Source organism: Clostridium sp. Marseille-QA1073 (assembly GCF_054863625.1).
The window spans coordinates 209,687-230,900 of sequence record NZ_JBSVQM010000004.1; the positions used below are offsets into that span (position 1 = coordinate 209,687).

At 32.6% G+C, this 21,214-nt stretch carries 19 protein-coding genes; 18 read left to right on the top strand and 1 reads right to left on the bottom strand.

The features are described from left to right. The first annotated feature begins 14 nt into the window (after positions 1-14). From ACY1IQ_RS05485 to ACY1IQ_RS05520, 8 genes are all read left to right on the top strand, one after another. Positions 15-1,040 (top strand): molybdopterin-binding protein, encoded by a 1,026-nt coding sequence (locus tag ACY1IQ_RS05485; RefSeq protein ID WP_461613010.1) that lies wholly within the window; start codon positions 15-17, stop codon positions 1,038-1,040. 2 nt (positions 1,041-1,042) lie between these two features. Continuing rightward, positions 1,043-1,525 carry a cyclic pyranopterin monophosphate synthase MoaC gene (gene moaC, locus ACY1IQ_RS05490; RefSeq protein WP_461613011.1) on the top strand — a complete coding sequence of 161 codons (483 nt, stop codon included), beginning with the start codon at positions 1,043-1,045 and terminating at the stop codon, positions 1,523-1,525. Next, complete coding sequence (gene moaA, locus ACY1IQ_RS05495) at positions 1,525-2,517, top strand: GTP 3',8-cyclase MoaA (protein WP_461613012.1); 993 nt, start codon at positions 1,525-1,527, stop codon at positions 2,515-2,517. Before moaC ends, moaA begins: the two co-directional genes overlap by 1 nt. A gap of 40 nt (positions 2,518-2,557) precedes the next feature. Next, complete coding sequence (locus tag ACY1IQ_RS05500; protein ID WP_461613013.1) at positions 2,558-3,493, top strand: molybdopterin-binding protein; 936 nt, start codon at positions 2,558-2,560, stop codon at positions 3,491-3,493. Positions 3,494-3,514: 21 nt separating this feature from the next. Next, complete coding sequence (modA, locus tag ACY1IQ_RS05505) at positions 3,515-4,333, top strand: molybdate ABC transporter substrate-binding protein (protein WP_461613014.1); 819 nt, start codon at positions 3,515-3,517, stop codon at positions 4,331-4,333. A 286-nt stretch (positions 4,334-4,619) separates the two neighbouring features. Next, complete coding sequence (gene modB / locus ACY1IQ_RS05510) at positions 4,620-5,294, top strand: molybdate ABC transporter permease subunit (RefSeq protein ID WP_461613015.1); 675 nt, start codon at positions 4,620-4,622, stop codon at positions 5,292-5,294. Positions 5,295-5,749: 455 nt separating this feature from the next. After that, complete coding sequence (locus ACY1IQ_RS05515; protein ID WP_461613016.1) at positions 5,750-6,838, top strand: sulfate/molybdate ABC transporter ATP-binding protein; 1,089 nt, start codon at positions 5,750-5,752, stop codon at positions 6,836-6,838. A gap of 148 nt (positions 6,839-6,986) precedes the next feature. Further along, positions 6,987-8,153, top strand: a complete 1,167-nt coding sequence (locus tag ACY1IQ_RS05520) for a M20 metallopeptidase family protein (protein ID WP_461613017.1) — start codon at positions 6,987-6,989, stop codon at positions 8,151-8,153. A gap of 387 nt (positions 8,154-8,540) precedes the next feature. Here the strand turns inward: ACY1IQ_RS05520 and ACY1IQ_RS05525 are convergent, their stop codons facing one another. Next, a complete protein-coding gene (locus ACY1IQ_RS05525) occupies positions 8,541-9,014 on the bottom strand; it encodes a pyridoxamine 5'-phosphate oxidase family protein (protein WP_461613018.1) in 474 nt (157 codons plus the stop codon). Between the two features lie 164 nt (positions 9,015-9,178). Between ACY1IQ_RS05525 and pdxR the strand changes: the two genes are divergently transcribed. The 10 genes from pdxR to ACY1IQ_RS05575 all read left to right on the top strand — a co-directional run bounded on the left by pdxR (position 9,179) and on the right by ACY1IQ_RS05575 (position 21,135). Beyond that, entirely contained in the window at positions 9,179-10,591 is a 1,413-nt protein-coding gene (gene pdxR, locus ACY1IQ_RS05530) for a MocR-like pyridoxine biosynthesis transcription factor PdxR (RefSeq protein WP_461613019.1), read from the top strand. Positions 10,592-10,926: 335 nt separating this feature from the next. Beyond that, on the top strand, positions 10,927-11,709 hold the full coding sequence (locus ACY1IQ_RS05535; RefSeq protein WP_461613020.1) for an ABC transporter ATP-binding protein: 783 nt from the start codon (positions 10,927-10,929) through the stop codon (positions 11,707-11,709). Continuing rightward, a complete protein-coding gene (locus ACY1IQ_RS05540; protein ID WP_461613021.1) occupies positions 11,699-13,738 on the top strand; it encodes an FtsX-like permease family protein in 2,040 nt (679 codons plus the stop codon). The genes ACY1IQ_RS05535 and ACY1IQ_RS05540 overlap by 11 nt, the downstream gene beginning before the upstream one ends. Before the next feature lie 14 nt (positions 13,739-13,752). Continuing rightward, positions 13,753-14,430, top strand: a complete 678-nt coding sequence (locus tag ACY1IQ_RS05545; RefSeq protein ID WP_461613022.1) for a response regulator transcription factor — start codon at positions 13,753-13,755, stop codon at positions 14,428-14,430. After that, the gene (locus tag ACY1IQ_RS05550) at positions 14,427-15,467 is read left to right on the top strand and encodes a sensor histidine kinase (RefSeq protein ID WP_461613023.1); all 1,041 of its coding nucleotides are present in this window, start codon (positions 14,427-14,429) and stop codon (positions 15,465-15,467) included. Before ACY1IQ_RS05545 ends, ACY1IQ_RS05550 begins: the two co-directional genes overlap by 4 nt. 520 nt (positions 15,468-15,987) lie before the next feature. Continuing rightward, complete coding sequence (locus tag ACY1IQ_RS05555; protein WP_461613024.1) at positions 15,988-16,731, top strand: class I SAM-dependent methyltransferase; 744 nt, start codon at positions 15,988-15,990, stop codon at positions 16,729-16,731. Positions 16,732-16,761: 30 nt separating this feature from the next. Beyond that, on the top strand, positions 16,762-16,902 hold the full coding sequence (locus ACY1IQ_RS05560; protein ID WP_461613025.1) for a hypothetical protein: 141 nt from the start codon (positions 16,762-16,764) through the stop codon (positions 16,900-16,902). Then, on the top strand, positions 16,889-17,638 hold the full coding sequence (locus ACY1IQ_RS05565) for a phosphotransferase family protein (RefSeq protein ID WP_461613026.1): 750 nt from the start codon (positions 16,889-16,891) through the stop codon (positions 17,636-17,638). Before ACY1IQ_RS05560 ends, ACY1IQ_RS05565 begins: the two co-directional genes overlap by 14 nt. 608 nt (positions 17,639-18,246) lie before the next feature. After that, entirely contained in the window at positions 18,247-20,175 is a 1,929-nt protein-coding gene (gene abc-f, locus ACY1IQ_RS05570) for a ribosomal protection-like ABC-F family protein (protein WP_461613027.1), read from the top strand. A gap of 174 nt (positions 20,176-20,349) precedes the next feature. Then, entirely contained in the window at positions 20,350-21,135 is a 786-nt protein-coding gene (locus ACY1IQ_RS05575; RefSeq protein ID WP_461613028.1) for a pseudouridine synthase, read from the top strand. The last annotated feature ends 79 nt before the right edge of the window (positions 21,136-21,214 follow it).

Here is a 21,214-nt window from a genome sequence, read left to right on the forward strand (position 1 = left end):
TGGAGAAAAGGGTTATGAAATTAATAAAAACAGAAGATGCAGTGGGACATGTTCTATGCCACGATATTACCCAGATTATTCGTGGTGTTACAAAGGATACTATATTTCGAAAGGGTCATATCGTTACTAGGGAAGATATTGCTGTATTATTAAGTGTTGGAAAGGATCATCTTTACATATGGGAAAACAAAGAGGAAATGCTTCATGAAAATGAAGCAGCAGAGATATTATGTTCTATTTGTCGAGGAGCTCATATAGAGAGATCAGATGTTAAAGAAGGTAAAATTGAGCTAATTGCCTCATGTGACGGACTTCTTAAAATAGATAATGAAAAATTAAAACAAATCAATAGTTTAGGCCAGATGATGATTGCCACAAGACATGGTAATTTTCCAGTACAAAAAGGGGATAAATTAGCTGGAACTAGAATTATTCCTTTAGTAATTGAAAAAGAGAAGATGGAAGCAGCAAAGAGATTATGTGGAGAAGAAGCTATATTAAATGTATTGCCATTTTCTAATAAAAAGGTTGGAATTATTACTACTGGCAATGAAGTGTATTATGGAAGAATACAAGATACATTCACCCCTGTTTTAAAGGAAAAACTGGAGGAATATGATGCAAAGGTTGTAAAACATGTTATTTTAGATGACAACCATGAGAAGATAACCATGAACTGTTTAAAAATGATTGACGAAGGTGCAGATATTATTCTTTGTACTGGAGGAATGAGTGTGGACCCAGATGATAAAACTCCTTTAGCAATTAAAAATACTGGTGCAAAGATAATATCCTATGGTGCCCCTGTTTTGCCTGGTGCTATGTTCTTATTGGCATATTATAAAAACACTATACCAATCCTTGGACTTCCAGGATGTGTGATGTATTCTAAGAAAACAATCTTTGATTTAATTCTTCCAAGAATTATGGCAGATGATAAAGTTACTGAAGAGGAACTTGCAGCATTAGGGCAAGGAGGATTATGTTTGTCTTGTCCAACCTGTATATTCCCAAACTGTGGATTTGGAAAAGGGGTATAAATATGGAATTTACACATTTTGATTCTAGGGGTAATGCAGTAATGGTAGATGTTGGCGAAAAGCCGGACACTTTACGAGAAGCAATTGCTAAGGGAAGTATTCATATGAGTAAGGAATGTCTTGAGAAAATTGTAAACAGAACTGTAGAAAAAGGTGATGTATTAAGCGTGGCTAGAATTGCCGGAATTATGGGAGCAAAGCGAACTTTTGAATTAATTCCCTTATGCCATGTTCTAAATCTAACAAAATTAGAAATTGATTTTGAGATAAAGGAAGAGAGTAGCGAAATTGAAGCATGTTGTATTGGGAGAACTTATGGAAAAACCGGAGTAGAAATGGAAGCTCTTACCGGGGTATCTATTGCACTTCTTACAATTTATGATATGTGTAAAGCTGTAGACAAAACCATGGAGATTGGAAATATTCGTTTAAGCCAAAAATCTGGAGGAAAAAGCGGATTATTTCAGAATCCTAAAGAGGTATGATGAAATGGAAAGGTGCAAGTGTTAATATGATTGATTCTTATGGAAGAATAATTGATTATATGAGAATTTCTATTACAGATAGGTGCAATCTTCGGTGTAAATACTGTATGCCAAATGGAATTGAATGGACCTCCATGAAGGAGATACTAACTTTTGAAGAGATTGAAAGGATTTGCAAAAGTGCAGCTTCTCTTGGCATTCATTCCATAAAGATTACAGGAGGGGAACCGCTTGTAAGGAAGGATTGTGCAAAGTTAGTTAATATGATAAAGAAAATACCCGGTATAGAGAAAGTAACCATAACTACCAATGGAGTTTTACTATCTCAATATATTGAAGATTTGATAGCAGCAGGAATTGATGGTATTAATGTTAGCTTAGATAGTCTAAAGCCTAATATATTTTATGAGATAACAGGACTAAGTGCTTTAGATAAAGTTATAGAAGGAATGAAAATAGCAATCTCAAAAAAGATTCTAATTAAGATAAACAGTGTATTAATGGAAGAAAAAAATAGTGAGGAATGGAGACAATTAATTCAGTTCTCAAACAAGATGCCTGTAGATGTAAGATTTATTGAGATGATGCCAATAGGTTATGGAAGAAAATTTAAAGCAGTTAATAATGAAGAATTATTATTTAAAATAAAACAAGAATATCCAAGCATAGAAAAAGATATGAAAAAACATGGTAATGGCCCTGCTATTTATTATCATATTCCAGGATTTCAAGGCAGCATCGGATTTATCAGTGCAATGCATGGTAAGTTCTGTGAAGGATGCAATCGAATTAGGATTACGGCAACAGGCTTTATGAAACCTTGTTTGTGCTATGATAGCGGAGTTGATCTTAAAGAAGTTTCAAGAAATGGGAGTCAAATGGAATTATTAGATACCATGAAAGAAGTTATTAAAAACAAACCAAAAGCTCATTGCTTTGAACATATTGAGAAGATGACTGAAGAAAAAGCTATGGTTAAAATCGGAGGATAAAATTGAACTGAAATTCTAGATGAAAGGTTAGATAAATCATATGGGAATAATAAAAGGAATATGTATCAGCGAAAAGCGAGGTACTAAAAAACGAGAGATTGAAGAGGCAACTTTTATAGAAAATTGGGGAATTGAAGAGGATGCTCATGCTGGTAATTGGCATCGTCAAGTAAGTCTTCTTTCCTTTGACAAAATTGAAGCATTTAGGGAAAAAGGGGCAAACGTTTCTTTGGGGGATTTTGGAGAAAATCTTATTGTGGAAGGTTTTGATTTTAGAAAACTACCTGTCGGTACTAGATTTCATTGTGGAGAAGTAGTTCTTGAGATGACTCAAATCGGAAAAGAGTGCCACAGTCATTGCCAGATATATAAAGCAATGGGAGACTGTATAATGCCAAGAGAAGGTGTATTTGCAAAGGTAATACATGGGGGAAAAATAAAAGTAGGGGATGAAATGACCATGGAATTACCTTCTGTGGATGCAAAACTTACTGCGGCAGTTATTACATTAAGTGATAAGGGCTTTAAGGGGGAGAGGGAAGATGAAAGTGGTCCTGCAATTGTTACTATACTAAAAGAAGCAGGTTATGAGATTGTGGAAACCATAATTCTTCCAGATGAACAAAAAGAAATTGAAAGAAATCTAATTCGATTGGTGGAGCAAAGACAGGTTAATTTAATATTAACTACAGGAGGAACGGGATTTTCTACTAGAGATTGCACGCCAGAGGCAACTATGGCAGTTGCTACTAGAAATGCTCCAGGCATTGCAGAGGCAATTCGATATGGTTCAATGAATATTACAAAAAGAGCTATGTTAGGCAGGGGAGCATCTGTTATTCGCAATGAAACAATTATAGTAAATCTTCCAGGAAGCAAAAAAGCTGTAATGGAAAGCTTAGGATTTATCATAGATGAGCTAGAACATGGAATTAGAATTTTAAAAGGATCTAGCTCAGACTGTGCAAGAAAATAAAATATTGATGGGGGTAAAAAAATGAAAAAAAATCGTTTAGTTAAGGGGATAGCAGCGATGTTAGCTGCAATGGTTGTGATGACAGGATGTTCAAGTGCCAAGAATAATACAGCAGAGAATGAAACGAAAGAAAAGGTTCATGAGGATGTAACTATTATGCTGGCTGCAGCAGCAAGTCTGGAGAATGCATATAAGGATAAAATTATTCCAGCATTCCAAGAAAAGTATCCATGGGTTAAAGTTGAAGGTACTTATGATAGTTCAGGAAAGTTACAGAAACAGATTGAAGAAGGACTGGATGCAGATGTATTCATGTCTGCTGCTACAAAACAAATGAATGCACTAAAAGATAAAAAGCTGGTAGATGAAGGTACTATTGTAGATGTATTAGAGAATAAGGTAGTATTAATTGTTCCAGCAGATGAGGATTCAAATGTAACAAGTTTCAAAGACATTACCAATACAAATATAGTTGCAATTGGAGATCCTGAAAGTGTACCGGCAGGACAATATGCAAAAGAGGTATTAACTAATCTAGGCACTTGGGATGCTGTAAGTTCAAAGGTAAGTCTTGGGACAAACGTAACGGAAGTTTTGAACTGGGTTGCAGAAAAAAGTGCAGATGCAGGTATTGTATATGGCTCTGATGCTATTAGCACAGATAAGGTTAAGATAATTGCAGAAGCTCCAGAAGAAAGCTTAAAAACAAAAGTAATATATCCTGCAGCTGTAGTAACAAATTCTAAAAAGAAAGAAGCAGCGCAGCTTTTTGTTGATTTCCTTACTTCTGATGAAGTAAGTACAATCTTTAAAGAATATGGTTTTACACCAAATAAATAATGGAACTATAGAAAATAAATTAGCCTGCATAGGGTAAATAGAGTTATATAAAATAATTAAAGCTTATATTATAGTAATTAAAACCACTAGATTTACAATTCATAAATTTGAATTGATTTTGTAGCGGCGAACAGTGTTCGCCACATACCTAGCAAATGCATTGCTAGGTATAAATATATTAAAGAAATTATTTTGCTTAAAAATAATTTCATCCTTAATTGTGCATTTTGCATTGTGAATTGTGCATTGACTTAAGTTGTGAATTAAAATAAGTAAGGAGCGCACTATGGATATATCACCAATTTTGATTTCTATAAAAACCGCTGTTGTTTCAATTATAATTACATTTTTTTTAGGCATATTGGTAGCAAGGGCAGTGATTGGATTAAATAATAAAAAAAGTAAAATGATATGGGATGGAATCTTGACTATGCCTATGGTGCTGCCTCCAACAGTGGCAGGCTTCTTTTTACTTCTTATCTTCGGAGTAAATGGACCAGTTGGTAAATTATTTATTGATTATTTTGATGTCAAGATTGCATTTTCGTGGACGGCAACTGTAATAGCAGCAGTTGTTATCTCTTTTCCGCTAATGTACCGTTCCGCAAAAGGAGCATTTGAACAAGTAGATGATAACTTAATGGATGCGGCAAGAACACTTGGAAGATCTGAGTGGTGGATATTTTGGAAAGTACTATTGCCCAATGCTTTGCCCGGTGTAGTATCTGGTGGAATCCTTGCTTTTGCAAGAGGATTAGGAGAATTTGGTGCAACTGCAATGATTGCAGGTAATATTGCAGGTAAAACTAGAACCTTATCCTTGGCAGTTTATTCTAACGTGGCAGCAGGAAATATGGATAATGCGTACCAATATGTTTGGATTCTTGTTGTCATATCTTTTGCTATTGTGGTATTAATGAATTATTTTACTGTAAAGCAATATAATAAACGGCGAAAATAGTGAAATATATTTTAGAAAGCAGTGAAGGAAAGGAATAGCTCTAAAAAACTTTATATAGGGTTTCCTAATGAAAATTTAACTTATGCATAATTTTAATTTCCATAACAAAATTTTTTTTCTATGAATGAAAAATTAAGAATGAAAGATGAAGAATTATGGCTAAAACTTCACGGTTAAGACATTTGAAGTTTTTTGAGAATAAATTTTATTTTAAGAAATTTACTACGGGTTAATTTCATCCTAAATTATTAATCCTTAATTTTTAAGGGATTAAACTGCTTTTATAGAAAATTTATTTTCCAGAGTATATATTAAGTTTTCACATTGTATCCCTATATTAGATAAGGGGCATAATCCATTATTTAAAACCAGAGAACTCAGTGAGAAAGATAAATACTTTCATACTGAGTTTATATTAAATTATCTTGTTTTCAACTGATGCGGAGGGATAAGTTATGTCATTACAAGTAAAGATAAAAAAGAAGTTAAAAGAATTTATGTTAGATATAGAATTTGAAGCATCCCCAGGCTGTCTTGGAATTCTCGGAGCATCCGGCTGTGGTAAAAGTGTTACATTAAAATCAATTGCAGGAATTATTACACCAGATGAAGGAACAATTATATTAGATGGGAACTATCTCTATGATTCAAAGACAAAAGTAAATCTGCGTCCTCAGAAGAGAAGAGTTGGTTATCTATTTCAGAATTATGCTTTGTTTCCTAATATGACTGTAAGGGAGAATATTGGAGTAGGTCTTGTTAGTTCAAAATTATCTACTGAAAATAAAAATAATAGGATAAATCAATTAATTAGGCAATTTCATCTAGAAGGTTTAGAAAAAAGATATCCGGTAAATCTATCAGGTGGACAGCAGCAAAGAGTAGCATTAGCCAGAATTATAGCATATGAACCATCAGTAATCCTTTTAGATGAGCCATTTTCAGCAATGGATTCTTATTTGAGAGAAGAACTCCAAATTGAACTATCAAAACTTTTAAAAAGCTTTGATGGAATTGCAATTATGGTAACCCATGACAGAGATGAGGTATATAAATTAAGCAATGAACTTATGGTTATTGATTATGGAAGTATTATAGCTAAGGGCGAAACAAAAGGATTGTTTGAAAATCCTGTAAAATATCAAGTTGCAAAACTAACAGGATGCAAAAATTTTTCAAAGGCAACAAAAACAGGAGAATATAAAGTAAGGGCATTAGATTGGGGAGTTACTTTAAAAACAGGCAAAAGAGTTCCAAATAATCTATCCGGCATTGGAATTCGAGCTCATGATTTTTATCCTATCACAATAGAGGATGAAAAAAAGATTGGACAAAGTGTTAATATAATAAAGGTAAATCCACTAAATATGGTTGAGGCACCATTTGAATACAATATTATCTTTTCTAGCGGAGAATTAAACCATAGTTTTGAATCAAATAAAATATACTGGAAAAGAGAAAAAAAGATTGGTGAACATAATAATACTGAATTTTTACCCCAATATCTTGGTGTAGATAAGAATGATATTTTACTAATTGAATAAGAATAAAATAATTTAAAATACAATGATTAGGATATATTTTATGTTTATGCATGCTACATATCCAACAAATTAACTTTGAGAAAATGAACTATAAGCTGGTATTTTTACTGTTTAGAAGTGATAAAAAATAATAATGGAGGATGGAATAATGTTACATATAAGTGAAACAGAAGAAAATGAATTAAAAGATATTAAGAGATATTTACATCAACATCCTGAAATTTCAATGAAAGAATATAAAACAACTGAGTTCTTAAAAGAAAAACTCATATCATTGGGAATTGAGTTGCAAGATATGAGTATGGATACAGGAGTAGTAGGCATATTAAGAACGGGAAAATCAGGACCGGTGGTTGGACTACGTGCAGACATTGATGCAATCAAATGTCATGAGATGGCTGATGTAAAAGATAAGTCTTTAATAGAAGGACTAATGCATGCTTGTGGTCATGATTTTCATACTACAGCACTATTAGGTGCTGCTAAAATTTTGTCAAATATGAAAGATGAATTAAAAGGTGATGTTGTATTTATCTTTCAGCCGGCGGAAGAAATTACATCAGGTGCCGAAGAGCTAATTAAGCATGGTTTGTTTGACAAGGTGAAGATAGACTATATATTTGGACTTCATAATCGTCCTGAGATTGAAACTGGGAAAGTTGCTGTAAAAAAAGGAAGTTTAATGGCTGCAAAAGATAATTTTACAATTGTTCTTCGTGGAGTAGGAGGTCATGGAGGAATGCCTCACTTAACTATTGATCCAATTGTATGCGGAGCAAGTATTATTAATTCAGTTCAAACTATTGTAAGTCGCAATGTAGATCCATTAGATGCTGTAGTAGTATCAATTTGCTCCATCCATGGAGGTACGCCGGAGAATCTCATTGTAGATGAAATTGTTATGACAGGATCTATTCGTGCTTTATCCAATAAGGGAAGAGATACTGCAAAGGAGAGACTTGCAGCTATTATAGAAAATACTGCACTTACCTATGGATGTAAAGCAAGTCTAAGCTATGACGGAGATGTACCACTTCTACATAATTCCGAAAAAATGTATCACCTTGCATGTGAAGCTGCGAAAAGAGCTATGGGAGAGGAAAGTGTAGTTGGTACTGACCCTTGTCTAGGTTCAGAGGATTTTGCTGTCTATTCGAAATTTGTCCCAACTTTTTTCTATTGGTTAGGTGTAGGAAAAGAGGAGGGAAGTGCACCTTGGCATAATGCTTATTTCGCTACAGATGATAATGCACTAAAATATGGTGCCTTATTATTAGCACAAAGTGTAATTGTAGCACAGGAACAAAATAAGTAATTAATTTTCGAAAAGTCATGATATAGATATACCACTCTTAAATTTAATCTATTTCTGAAAATAATTAACACTTGGTGGTATCATTCCTAAAACTACTAAATTCAAAATTCACAGTTCACAATTCACAATTTCGGATATTTCTCAGTGGTAACTGAGAAATATCCGAATTACTAATTGTTAATCCTTAATTTTCAAGGATTTAAGCCATTTTTTGAAAAATTATTTTTTAGAGTATATTTTAAAGTTTCATATTGAATGCCTATATTACGACATAGTCTTAAAACAAGCTAATAAAAAACATCTCGCAATAAAAAGCGGAATAAATTCTATTGGGAAAATCATATTTAGTTTTTGTGGCAATTAGATAAAATAAGTTTGCTTTTTGCCCTATTTATGATATTTTCCTGTACACTCTACGATATCAATCTCAATCACAGCAGTCCCCTTAATCATGTTATCAGGAAGCGCTTTCCCAGCAAATTGTGGCGTGTACTTTTCAACCAACTTATTCAGCACTTCACGTTTATAATCCAAGTCCTCAAGTAGCGAAGCGTTTCCGACAATCACAACACTATTGTACTCTGCTTCAGTATCACAGGCATTTTCGATATTGTCAGTCAAGAGACCAAACAATTCATCAACCTCAAAGCATGCTTTGGAGTTTCGGTTTACATTATCGATTTTTTGTCCCTTTGGTAGACCATGCATATAAATTTTATTATTATAGTAAACAAAGTGCATAGCAACCACATATGGATAGCCACTCTCATTGATAGTAGCGAATCGTCCGATATCCGCACGATGAAGTAGCTCGTCAATTTGCTCCGATGTTAATTGAAATTTTTTCATTCTATATTGCATAATTTCATTATCCTCCTTGTATTTTGAACTTGATCGTCATTCAAGAATAAATATGTACTTGAGATACAATCAAACATATTATATCTTATAAGTGTACCTGTTAAAAGATACACTTATAAGATATAATATAGGATACACTTTGATATAAGGATGGTTATAATTATATGATTTATATTCAAGAAAATTCAGATGATCCAATATATCTCCAAATCTATCATCAGGTCAAAAAAGATATTGAACAAGGAGATATTACACCTGGAGAAAGGCTTCCAGGTATTCGCACACTAGCTCAAACATTAGGTGTTGCACGCAATACTGTTAGTCAAGCTTATACTCAGCTGGCTGTGGAGGGATATATTCAAGCAAGACATGGATCAGGTTTTTTTGTTCTAGACACTTCAAGTAAATTTACGGAGAGGAATTACGTGCCGCAGGATATAAATACTTCATCTATTGAAAGAGCAGAACTGAAGCAATCTGCAAGTCTATATGATTTTCAGTATGGTACATTTCCTTATGAGCAATTTCCTTTTAAGTTATGGCGAAAATACACCTCTCAAATTCTCTTATCATCGCAAAAAGAAGTATTTAATCAGTATCCAGATAATCAGGGTGATTTGTTGTTACGACAAGAAATCAAAAAACACCTGCATAGATCAAGAGGTATGATTTGTTGTGAAGAACAAATTATCGTTGGCTGTGGACTACACTATTCATTAGATATTTTGTGTACTATTCTGCGAAAAGAAAATAACACGATTGCTATGGAGGAGCCTGGCTATAATGGGGCAAGGGATGTATTTATAAATAATAATTATAATCTACATTTGCTCCCAGCCAGTAAAGAAGGTCTTAGCATCTCATCCATTTACCGTTCTGACGCATGTGCTGCCTATGTAACACCTTCACATCAATTTCCTTACGGAACCGTGATGCCAATTTCTCAGCGCAAGGAGCTACTTAATTGGGCAAATGCTAATGATGCATATATTATTGAGGATGATTATGACAGTGAGCTCAGATATGATGCCAATCCGGTGCCGGCACTCCATTCCCTAGATACCAACGACCGTACTATTTATATTGGAACTTTTTCGAAGTCTCTTTCTCCTTCGCTACGGATGAACTATATGGTGCTGCCAGTACAGCTGCTGACTATATATTGTAGTCTGTTCTGTTCCTACAATTCCCCCGTATCATGGTTGACACAACGTGTTTTAGGCGAATATATGATGGATGGAAATTATGAGCGCCATATTAGAAAAATGTGCATCACATATAAAAGGCGTCATGATGTATTTGTACAGGAAGCAACAAAAATGTTTAGAAACAAAGTAATTCTACATGGTCGCGGGGCAGGATTGCATTTCGTTTTGGAGTTTACAGATGGTGAAGAACAGGATTGGCTTATTAAACAGGCAGAAAAAGTCGGAGTTAAAGTATATTCTATGATTCCATTCTGGAATAACAGGAATGATTGTCCACGAAATATTATATTTGCAGGATATAGCTTGCTGAGTGAACAACAGATACGAGAAGGTATTGCATTGCTGCAATCCGCATGGTTCAGTGTATAACATAATGAAAATTGAATAGTGAAATTTCGGAAGACATGCTAGGTAAAATAAATATCCCAGACAATGGATTTACTATAATAAGAACTAATTATGATTATTTTCTTAAATATGAAATTTAAGAAGGTAACAGGATCTGATAATTAACTTAATAAAGGAGATATTCCTCTCATTATAAACCTTACAACAACTGTAAGTGTTAATTGATGAATTTTTATTATATAGTATTTATAAGAAAAAGTGATAGTGTAAAGTAGGCTATAAAAAATCAAAGCAAAAAAAGAGATTCAAAAGAATTTTGAACTTTACACTAGTGAAAAGTATAGGGAGGATACGATATGAAAACTTCAGATAAGTTGCTTCGAGTTCAGGAAGTTCATAAGGCATATGGTAAGGGGCAAAGTGAAACTATTGCATTAAAGGGAATTACTTTTGATGTTTTTCCAGGAGAATTTCTTGGAATAATGGGTGCAAGCGGGTCAGGTAAGACCACATTGCTTAATTGTATTGCAACGATGCTTAAGCCAACATCTGGACAAGTTTTATTGGAGGGACAGAATATTTCCTCATTTAGGGGATCCCAGCTAGCAAAATATCGAGGAAGTAAAATTGGATATTTATTTCAAGAATTTGAGTTGTTAGATAATTTAACTGCTAGAGAAAATATAGTTTTGCCGTTATCGATACATGGAGAGAATCCCAAAAAGAATGAGGAACAACTTCAAAAATTAGCGAAGCAATTTGATATTGAGGATGTATTAAATAAATTTCCATCTCAAATGTCAGGAGGCCAAAAGCAGAGGGTTGCAGCAGCAAGATCGCTGATCTCAAATCCAAGCATTGTATTAGCAGATGAGCCAACCGGCGCCTTGGATACAAAAAATGCAAAAAGCTTGATGGAAAAACTATCTTCCATCAATCAGATAGATGGGACTACGATTTTGATGGTTACTCACGATGCCAATGCAGCAAGTTTTTGTTCTAGAATCTTATTTATTCAAGATGGTGTAATTTTTCATGAGCTTCGAAAGAAAGTGCCAGGAGAAACCCAGAATTCGTTCTATGAACGTATCTTAACTGTTATGGCACAGTTGGGAGGAGGCAGTGCTAATGTTCTTTGATTTCGTCAAACGAAATAGTAGTAAAACACGAAAAGAAAATGGGGTTTATTTTGCCTCACTGGTTATTTCTATTGTTGCTTTTTATGTCATCCTTTCCCTCGGAGAACAGGATGTTATGGTGTATCTAAAAACGGTTGAGAGTGATGCGGTAGCTAAGCTTTTATTAATGATTCCGGTGCTCTATGCCGTCTCACTGTTCTTCGTATTTTTCCTGGTTTATTTTGCTAACAGATATCAATTACAACGTCGTAGTAATGAATTTGGAATCTATTTGATGATGGGGATGAAAGGTCGCAGATTGTTCGCAATGATCATGGGGGAAACATTGTGGAATGGTTTAGTAGCTTTGATTATTGGAGTTCCAATTTCCTTATTTTTGACAGAACTAATTAGCCTGACAACTTCTAGACTTATTGGAATGGGCATCATTGGTCATCAGTTTCGTATCTCCTGGGTGGGGCTAGGATTAACTGTATTTGGTTTCATTATGGTGCAATTATTAGCGGTGTTTATTCTTAGCCTTAGGATGACTAAAAAGGAGCCAGTAGATTTACTCAATGAACAGAAAGAAAAATTACAAAGAATTATTTCGCCTGTATGGGGCTGGGTTAGTTTACTACTTGGAGCAGTTTTGCTATGTGCAGCTTATGTATTGGCAATTTTATATTTGCGTACTCTTGATGCTTTGATGTTTGCATTAATATTATTCGTTGGCGTCAGTGGAACTTTTATGCTATTTCGCGGATTGGGAAGTTTCATTGGAAGATGGATAAGACGTAAAAGTAGTTCATCTACCGGATTATTTACATTTACAGGAAGACAACTTCAAGAGAATGTTTTACATCAATCGAGTTCTCTTGCTATATCGTCACTTTTAATTCTTTTGGCGATGGTTTGTTTTGCTTATGGCATTTCTACAGCTTTAAATCGAGGTGAAGCGTCAGAGAGAACAGTAGATTTTACTTTTGAAGGATCAGAAAATGAAATTGTTTCTGTATTGACCTCTGATAAATTGAAACCTTATGTAAAGGATTATTATCCTATGAAACTTGGACATTTAGAGACAGGCATTTTTTCTTGGGCAGGATTAGAAGAAGCAGTTTCAAAAGAAGAAAATTCACAAGAAAAAGAACGTCTATTAAGGACTTTATCTTATCAAAATCCTCCTTATTTAATTTCACTTACAAGTTATAATAAGGTACTTGAATCTACCAATAAATCTCCCATTGTGTTAAGAGATAATGAAGTTGCAATGTATTCTAATCCTGAGTTTTCATTCTCTAATGGTATGTTAAGTAAAGTATTAAAAACTAATCCAACAATTTACATCAATGAAAAACAACATAAATTAACATCAATACCATATACAAGCAATTTTGTTGCAGATCGATCGATTACTATTTGGTATGGTTTGATTATTCCTGATGATATGTATAATGTGTTGACTGGAGATTCCGAAGTATCATTACGTTTGAATATGGCTCTAGACCCTGATTTTGTTCGCAAAAAAGGATTGATGCAAGCCATGTATGAAGTAGATAATTTACTCGATACATCTGGCTTAAACTATGAAAGTTATCTTGCCAGCATGGGAAGACAGTTGTTTTACATAATCGCAGGAAGTTATACGACACTTTATTTGGGCGTGATGTTCCTTATTATTGCAAATACAGTACTAGGATTGAAGTTTCTTATGCAACAAAGTAGTACAAGGCATAGGTATTCTACATTATTTATGTTAGGAGCAAGTGTTAAATCTCTGTGTTCATCAGCAAGGATGCAAATATGGTGGTATTTTGGGTTGGTGATTACTATAGCATTGATTAGTTCAATTTTTGGCATTTGGTCGATGTTTGGTATTTGGTCGAGGTTAGGAACTTTCTTTTTTATTCCAAAGCCATCAAACAGTAGCAGTATTATTTTGCTGGCAGGAATTTCACTTATTATTTTTATCGTTTTTGAGCTATGCTATATATGGATGATTCAGAGGAAGAGTGATGAAGAAATAAATAAATTAAAAGAGGTTTGATAGGAGGTGAAAGCGTGGAAAAGATAGTCATTGTTGAGGACGATATCTTTCTACGTATCGAGTTACAAAATATATTAGAGAAGGAGAGATACTCTGTAGAGTGTATCTCTTCTTTTGATACCGTTTTGGAAGATATTGCCTCGGCTTCTCCTTCGCTAATTGTATTAGATTTGAATTTGCCCAAGCTTTCTGGATTCGATATTTGTCGGGCGCTTAAGTCTAGGGGAATAGGACCTATTTTGGTGTTGACTTCACGTAATCAACTTCGTGATGAGTTACATGCATTAGAGTTAGGTGCAGATGATTACTTAACAAAACCCTGTCATCCTAAACGTCTAATTGCTAGAATTCAAAAGTTAATTCATCTCTATGCCAATATCCGTGTTCTGTTAAATGCTGGTGATTTTCAGTTAGATGATAATATAAATGTATTATATGTTGGCGAGGATTCTATTTCATTATCTGAGAATGAAGGAATTATTATGAAAGCCTTGGTGAAAGCTACTCCTTCAGTAGTAAAAAAAGAGGAGCTTTTTAGCTTACTATGGGGAAGTAGCGAGTATGTTGATGAGAACATATTACAAGTAAATATGACCAGATTACGTAAGACACTTAAAACAGTTGGATTATCTAATAGAATCAAGACAATCAGAGGAATTGGGTATCAGCTAAAAGGAGGTGATTGCGAATGAAGCCAAGAGATTGGCTTAATATTTTAAAGGAATCAGCTTCTTGGATACTACTTCTTTGCATAAGTGATATTTTCTTCATATTTATGGCTTGGTTAGCATATCCAGAAACATTTGGACTTTTAGTTGGTATTATGGTTATTTTTTCTGTAATTAGCATTGTTTTTGGTATGTTACTTGTTTGGAGAAAACAGAAAAAACAAGATAAAGCCTTCTATGATTTTATTCAAGAACCCTCACTAGAACATGAATATCGATTGATAGAATTCATTGGTGAATCTCATAAGGAAGAAGTGAATTATTTAGCTAATAAGTTGCGGATGCAAAATGATCAATTAAATGATGCAAGACTGAAATCCATAGACTATGAAGAGTTTATCGAAAGTTGGGTTCATGAAATAAAGAAACCCATTTTTTTGGCAACGTTGATTTTGGCAAATCGTAAAGAGGAAATGTCGGAACTGGTGTATCAAAGACTTGAGTATGCAACAATTAATATCAGTGATGATGTTGAACAAATACTATTTTATGCAAGATTACAGGCATCGCATGTTGACTATCTCTTAGAGAGAGTCTCTTTGAATCTTTGCTGTGAAGATGTACTTCTAGAACTCCAAGTATTACTCGATGAAAAAGAAGTTGCAGTTATTTCTCAGATTGAAGATGTACCAATTTTATCGGATAAAAAAACACTTCAGTTTATTTTTACGCAAATATTAGTTAATGCAGTAAAATACTCCAATGAAGAAATCGAGAGCTTTATTTGGATAAAAACTGGCTTTGAAAGTGTAAAAAATAGGTATTACTTTAGAATTTCCGATAATGGTATTGGAGTATTGAGTTCTGATCTTCCCTTTATTTTTGATAAAGGATTTACAGGAGATAATTCTAATCAAAGCAAGTCTAGTGGAATAGGATTGTATCTTGTAAAGAAATTATGCGATGAATTGCAGATTGAAATTGAAGTTGAATCTGAGTATGGAAAGGGTTTTGTAATCCAATTACTATTTCCGATAATTGAGAACACGTCTAAGCAGTGAGGAGAAACTATAGGCATCTATATGAAAACTTAAAATATACTCTGGAAAATAATTTTTCTAAAAAATAGCTTAAACCCTTAGTAATTAAGGATTAACAATTAATAATGAAGAGTTTAGGAAAAATTCACTAGAGGTGAATTTCTTAAAATAAAATTTATTTTTAAAAAACTCCAAAGGCTTTAGTGGTGGAGTTTTAACCATAATTTTTCATTTTTCATTCTTAATTTTTAATTCATAGAAAAGAATTTTTGTTATGGAAATCAAAATCATGTATAAATTAGATTTTTATTGCGTAACCCTATAATACAATCTCATTTAAAACAGTTATATTAGTATACAGTCTATAATTGTAAATGTTATCTAATTTTGATGAATAACATGAAAATATAGGATAAAACTAAGTTCTTCATTATTGAAATAAACCGCCTTAAAATATACAATAAAAATATTATTTACGTTATTATTTTCTTGAGTATTAGTTAAGTACATTTAATCTTTAATTTAATTGGAGGAGAGTATTATGATAAAGCACAATAATCTTGAAGAATATCGAGATCCGATTAATTATGATATTGAATTTGGTGGTGAAATTGATAAATATAATTTTTATCTTGAACTTGCTAAGCTGACTCCAGGGGAAGTTTTAGAACTTGCATGCGGCACAGGATTAACAATGATACATTTAGCGAAATGTGGAATAAAAGTTTCAGGCGTTGACATTACACCACAGATGCTTGAATATGGGAGAATTAAAGCAGAGGGGTTGCCTGTGACTTTTATTGAAGATGACGCTAGAACTTTTGAATCTAAAAAGTGTTTTTCTATGATATATCTAACAGGAAATGCATTTCAAGCATTTTTGAGCGATGAAGATCAAAATTCTTTACTTAAAACGGTTTATAAGCATTTAGAACCAAATGGTATATTTGCATTTGAAACGCGTAATCCTATGGGAACTGATTTATCAAACCAAGAGGAAACAAATTGGGGACAATTTATAGATAAGGATGGAATATCAGTTCAAGTATCTGGAACACAATATTATGATGAAAAAAATCATATAATGCATTGGGTGACTTTCCGTGATTGGGGATTTAAGAAAACCACTTCTCGAATTGCTTGTCGTTTTACTGATAATGATACTCTTAAGTCATTATTAAATAACAATGGTTTTAATATTGAAGATCAATATTCAGATTGGGATAAAACTCTATTTTCACCTTTAGCGCCTAACATTATTAGTGTTTGTAGAAAGTTAGGATAACTCTTTAAAGTTGTGTAGTTTATGGGATACATGTATAAGTTAATTATATACAAAATTCAAGATAAAGGCATTATGATACTAGACCCATTAATAAAAGACTATGAAGAATCATTACTTCAAAATATCATTATAAAAAATGTAGATGGAGGTTTTTCATATGGAATTGCATAAACTAATTGCAGAAGGAAATACAGCAAAATTATATCAATGGGAAGATAAGGCGGTTAAGTTATTTCATAAAGAGGCAGCTGAAGGTGAAGCCTATTATGAAGCAGCAAAGCAAGAGTATGCATATAATTGCGGGGTAACAGTTCCAAAGGTTTATGATGTTACATTAATTAATGGAAGACAAGCAATTATTATGGAATATATTGAGGGAGAAGCTCTTGGTAGTCTGCTTTATAAGGATATGAAACAAGCAGAATATTATATGGGACTAGCAGTCGAAACACAGATGAAAATTCATGCAGTGCCCACTGAAAAATTTCAACCAATGTCAGAAAAGCTTACGAAAAAAATAAATGCTGCTATAGGACCAAGTCATATAACTAAACAAAAACTATTAGATAAAATGAATAAAATATCCTATGGAAATAATCTCTGTCATGGTGATTGTCATATATTTAATCTTATGAAGGCAAAAGATAACATTGTAATAATTGATTGGGTTGACTCATCATGTGGTAACATAGCTGCTGATGTATATCGTTCATATCTTTTATATTTACAATTTTCTGTGGATTTAGCTGAATTATATCTTCGTCTTTATTGTGAAAAGAGCCATCTAAGCAAAGAACAAATATTTTTATGGGCACCTATTTTGGCTTGTGCAAGGCTTTCTGAAAATGTTTCTGCTGATAAAGCTAAGCAGCTACTTGAAATAGTTAATCAATATAGTGTTGAGTGAAGGATTATGCATAACAAAATTTCGAATATATGTGTCCTTTTGATTAAATGTATTAAATATTCAAGAGATTTTAGATAATAAATGTATTATTTTAACTTATTTACATAAAATACAAATGATGATATAATAAAGAAAACATTGAAGGAGGGAAGTAAGTTATGACACCAGCTAATTGCTAATATTAATTTTAAATTAATATGTATTTTATAATGAGTTTTAAATTTGCCTAATTATATTTAGGTTTTATTGTTATGCTCTTTATGGAATAAGGCATTTAGAAGGTAACTTACTTTACTGAAATTCAATATTATAATTTATAGAAGGCTTCAAATATTTATTTTGAAATATTGAGCTAGAGTTTTTGAGAAATTTTGCAATTAGATATATAAGCATAATGAATGCTTTTATTTACATTCGTAATTTTTGCTTATATCTAAGTTAAAATAAATTATAATAATAGAGTATTTTAGACTGTAAGAAGAACCATCTTCTTACGGTCTTTTTATTTTTAAAATTCTTTTAAAAAATTATAATAGTATAGTAGTTAAGATTTTTTCTGCCTATCCATAAGATGCTAATTTAAAATATGGATGAAAGAAGGAATTTTTATGTTTGAATTATCATTAAATGGTGTAAAAAAATATATGGATGCTACCCTTATTCTTGAAGATATAACTTTTAAAGTTTATGCAGGAGAAAAGGTTGGTATAGTAGGTGCAAATGGAAGTGGAAAGAGCACCATTCTTAAATTAATAGCAGGAATAGAACCAATGAATTATTGCGTTGGTTACCCAGGTGCTACAAGTCCTGGATATGATGAAGGATTTATTTCCATTCCTAGAGATGCCACTAGAGCTTATCTTGAACAAATACCTCAATATCCTGAAGGTTTGAAAGTTATTGATGTGTTAAATTTAGCTTTTGAGGAAGCTCACAGCATAGAAAAAGAAATGCATAAATTAGAAGATAAAATGAAAGCATTAGAAGGTGATGACCTAGAAAAAGTGTTGAAGCAGTATAGTGATTTAGTTCAACTATATGAGGTTAAGGGAGGATATGATATAGAAGAAAAATTAGGCAAGATTTGTACTGGACTAAAATTTGATGATAGCTTTTTAAATAAAGATTTCAATTTATTAAGTGGTGGGGAAAAAACTACAGTAGTACTTGGGAAGCTCTTGATTGATAACCCAGATATATTACTACTAGATGAACCTACAAATCATCTGGATATGGATTCTATTGAATGGCTTGAAGACTATCTTAAAGCTTATAAAGGAATTGTAATTATTGTATCTCATGATAGATATTTTTTAGATAATGTAGTAACAAAAATAGTAGAAATAGAGGATATGAAGTCTATAGCTTACAAGGGCAATTATTCTTCTTATGCTAATCAAAAAGAAGAAAATATGAGAATTCAATATGAGAATTTTAGAGAACAGCAAAAGAAGATAAATACTATGGAGAAGACCGTAAAGGATTTAAGAGATTGGGCTATGAGAGCTGATAATAATAAATTCTTTAGAAGAGCTGCAAGCATACAAATAAAGCTTGATAAAATGGATAGAATAGAAAAACCAGTTTTTGAAAAACAAAATATGAAACTAAATTTAAAATCTGCACAGCGGTCAGGTAATGAGACTATCAAAGCCATAGAACTTTCTAAAAGTTTTGAAGATAAGGTTATTTTTAAGGATGCAAATTTATTGATTAATTTTGGTGAAAGAGTTGCATTAATAGGTCCCAATGGATGCGGAAAAACCACCTTCTTAAAACTGCTCTTAGGTGAAGAACATCCTGATGAGGGAGTAGCAGAATTAGGAGCAAATGTTATGGCAGCATATTTACCACAGAAAATAACTTTTAAAAATGAAGAACTTACTGTGTTAGAGTGCTTTAGAGAAGATATTTCGATACTGGAAGGAAAAGCTCGAGAATACCTGTCGAAGTTCATGTTTTATGGTAAAAGCGTATTTAAAAAAGTAAAACATTTGTCAGGAGGAGAGAAGATTAGACTAAAGTTAGGTAAATTATTGTATGAAGATATAAATCTATTGATATTGGATGAGCCAACTAATCATCTTGATATTGATTCCATAGAAACCTTTGAGGAAGCTTTGGAAGAGTTTAAAGGAACTATATTCTTCATTTCTCATGATAGGTATTTTATCAATAAAATTGGTGAAAGAGTTATTGCTGTTGAGGACAATGCACTAAAAAGTTATTCTGGTAATTATGATTATTATAAAAGCGTAAAAGATGAGTTGAATTTGAAGGCGCCTAAAGAACCGGTGATAAAGGCTGAAAAAATTAAGAAGCCAAAAAATATTGATGAAAGTAAAAAGAAGGAAGCAGAAAAGGCTAAAGCTGAAAAAAGAGTTGAAAGTCTTGAAAATGAAATAAGAGAGCTTGATTTAGCTATGTCTAACAGCTTATTAGGTTATGAAGAACTTAATAAGTTGTATTGTAGGAAAGAGGAATTAAATAAAGAATTGGATACAATTATGGAAGTATGGTTAAGTCTTGAGAATTAATGCTGAAACTCACAGAATTCACCATTATAAAATGAAAGAATTAAAAAGAACTAGGAGAGAAATCACCTAGTTCTTTTTCTACTAATTTTAGAATTATAATCTTTACTCCAAAATAAAAATATTATATATTAATATAGTTAAATTTATTTTACAAATGATTAGAAGTGAGGAAACATGAGATTAGATAAATTTTTAGCAGAATCAGCAGTTGGAACACGGAAAAATGTTCGAAATTATATTAAAGAAGGGGCTGTTAAAGTCAATGGACAAGTTGTAACAGAACCGATAATGGAAATTAGTGAAAGTACTGATGTTATTGAGTATCTTGATAAGGTGGTTGCCTACACAGGAAAAGTGTATTATATGTTTCATAAACCTATGGGATGTATTACTGCAAGAAAAGATGCGGTGAGTACAACAGTTTTTGATTTTTTTGAGGGAGTTAACACTAATGGAATATTTCATGTTGGAAGGTTAGATAAGGATACAGAAGGATTATTGTTGTTTACCAATGATGGCGATTTTAATCATCAGTTAATGTACCCTAAAAAACATGTTGAAAAGAAATATTTTTTTATTGCATTAGGTTCTCTAAATGAAGAGGAGATAAAAAAGTTAGAAGAAGGCATTTCCATAGGAGAAGGTGAAGCATTGACGAAGCCTGCAAAAATAGATGGAATAAGATGCGGAACATATAAAGAATTTGAACAGGAAACAGATATTAGAAAATTCTACAATATAGATCCAAATCACTATGAACAACCGGTTGTATCCGGATATCTCACAATTTCAGAAGGACGTAAACATCAAGTAAAGCGTATGTTAAAGGCAGTAGGTTGTTATGTGGTATATCTAAAGAGGATTTCCATTGGAGAGTTAATGTTAGATGAAACACTTGAAAAAGGGCAGTATAGAATGTTAAAAGAAGATGAGATTCAAAAGTTATTAGTACAAGTATAATCTTTAGATAAAGATGAGTTAGAAATTAATAAATTTACAAGACTTAAGTAGAAGGATTAATGATAAAAACTATTAAATA

Coding starts and splice junctions, on each gene's coding strand:
- ACY1IQ_RS05515 (WP_461613016.1), top strand. CDS start 5,750: ATGTCATTACAAGTAAAGATAAAAAAGAAGTTAAAAGAATTTATGTTA.
- ACY1IQ_RS05485 (WP_461613010.1), top strand. CDS start 15: ATGAAATTAATAAAAACAGAAGATGCAGTGGGACATGTTCTATGCCAC.
- ACY1IQ_RS05575 (WP_461613028.1), top strand. CDS start 20,350: ATGAGATTAGATAAATTTTTAGCAGAATCAGCAGTTGGAACACGGAAA.
- ACY1IQ_RS05525 (WP_461613018.1), bottom strand. CDS start 9,014: ATGCAATATAGAATGAAAAAATTTCAATTAACATCGGAGCAAATTGAC.
- moaC (WP_461613011.1), top strand. CDS start 1,043: ATGGAATTTACACATTTTGATTCTAGGGGTAATGCAGTAATGGTAGAT.
- ACY1IQ_RS05550 (WP_461613023.1), top strand. CDS start 14,427: ATGAAGCCAAGAGATTGGCTTAATATTTTAAAGGAATCAGCTTCTTGG.
- ACY1IQ_RS05555 (WP_461613024.1), top strand. CDS start 15,988: ATGATAAAGCACAATAATCTTGAAGAATATCGAGATCCGATTAATTAT.
- pdxR (WP_461613019.1), top strand. CDS start 9,179: ATGATTTATATTCAAGAAAATTCAGATGATCCAATATATCTCCAAATC.
- ACY1IQ_RS05520 (WP_461613017.1), top strand. CDS start 6,987: ATGTTACATATAAGTGAAACAGAAGAAAATGAATTAAAAGATATTAAG.
- moaA (WP_461613012.1), top strand. CDS start 1,525: ATGAAATGGAAAGGTGCAAGTGTTAATATGATTGATTCTTATGGAAGA.
- ACY1IQ_RS05540 (WP_461613021.1), top strand. CDS start 11,699: ATGTTCTTTGATTTCGTCAAACGAAATAGTAGTAAAACACGAAAAGAA.
- ACY1IQ_RS05565 (WP_461613026.1), top strand. CDS start 16,889: ATGGAATTGCATAAACTAATTGCAGAAGGAAATACAGCAAAATTATAT.
- ACY1IQ_RS05535 (WP_461613020.1), top strand. CDS start 10,927: ATGAAAACTTCAGATAAGTTGCTTCGAGTTCAGGAAGTTCATAAGGCA.
- modB (WP_461613015.1), top strand. CDS start 4,620: ATGGATATATCACCAATTTTGATTTCTATAAAAACCGCTGTTGTTTCA.
- modA (WP_461613014.1), top strand. CDS start 3,515: ATGAAAAAAAATCGTTTAGTTAAGGGGATAGCAGCGATGTTAGCTGCA.
- ACY1IQ_RS05560 (WP_461613025.1), top strand. CDS start 16,762: ATGTATAAGTTAATTATATACAAAATTCAAGATAAAGGCATTATGATA.
- ACY1IQ_RS05500 (WP_461613013.1), top strand. CDS start 2,558: ATGGGAATAATAAAAGGAATATGTATCAGCGAAAAGCGAGGTACTAAA.
- abc-f (WP_461613027.1), top strand. CDS start 18,247: ATGTTTGAATTATCATTAAATGGTGTAAAAAAATATATGGATGCTACC.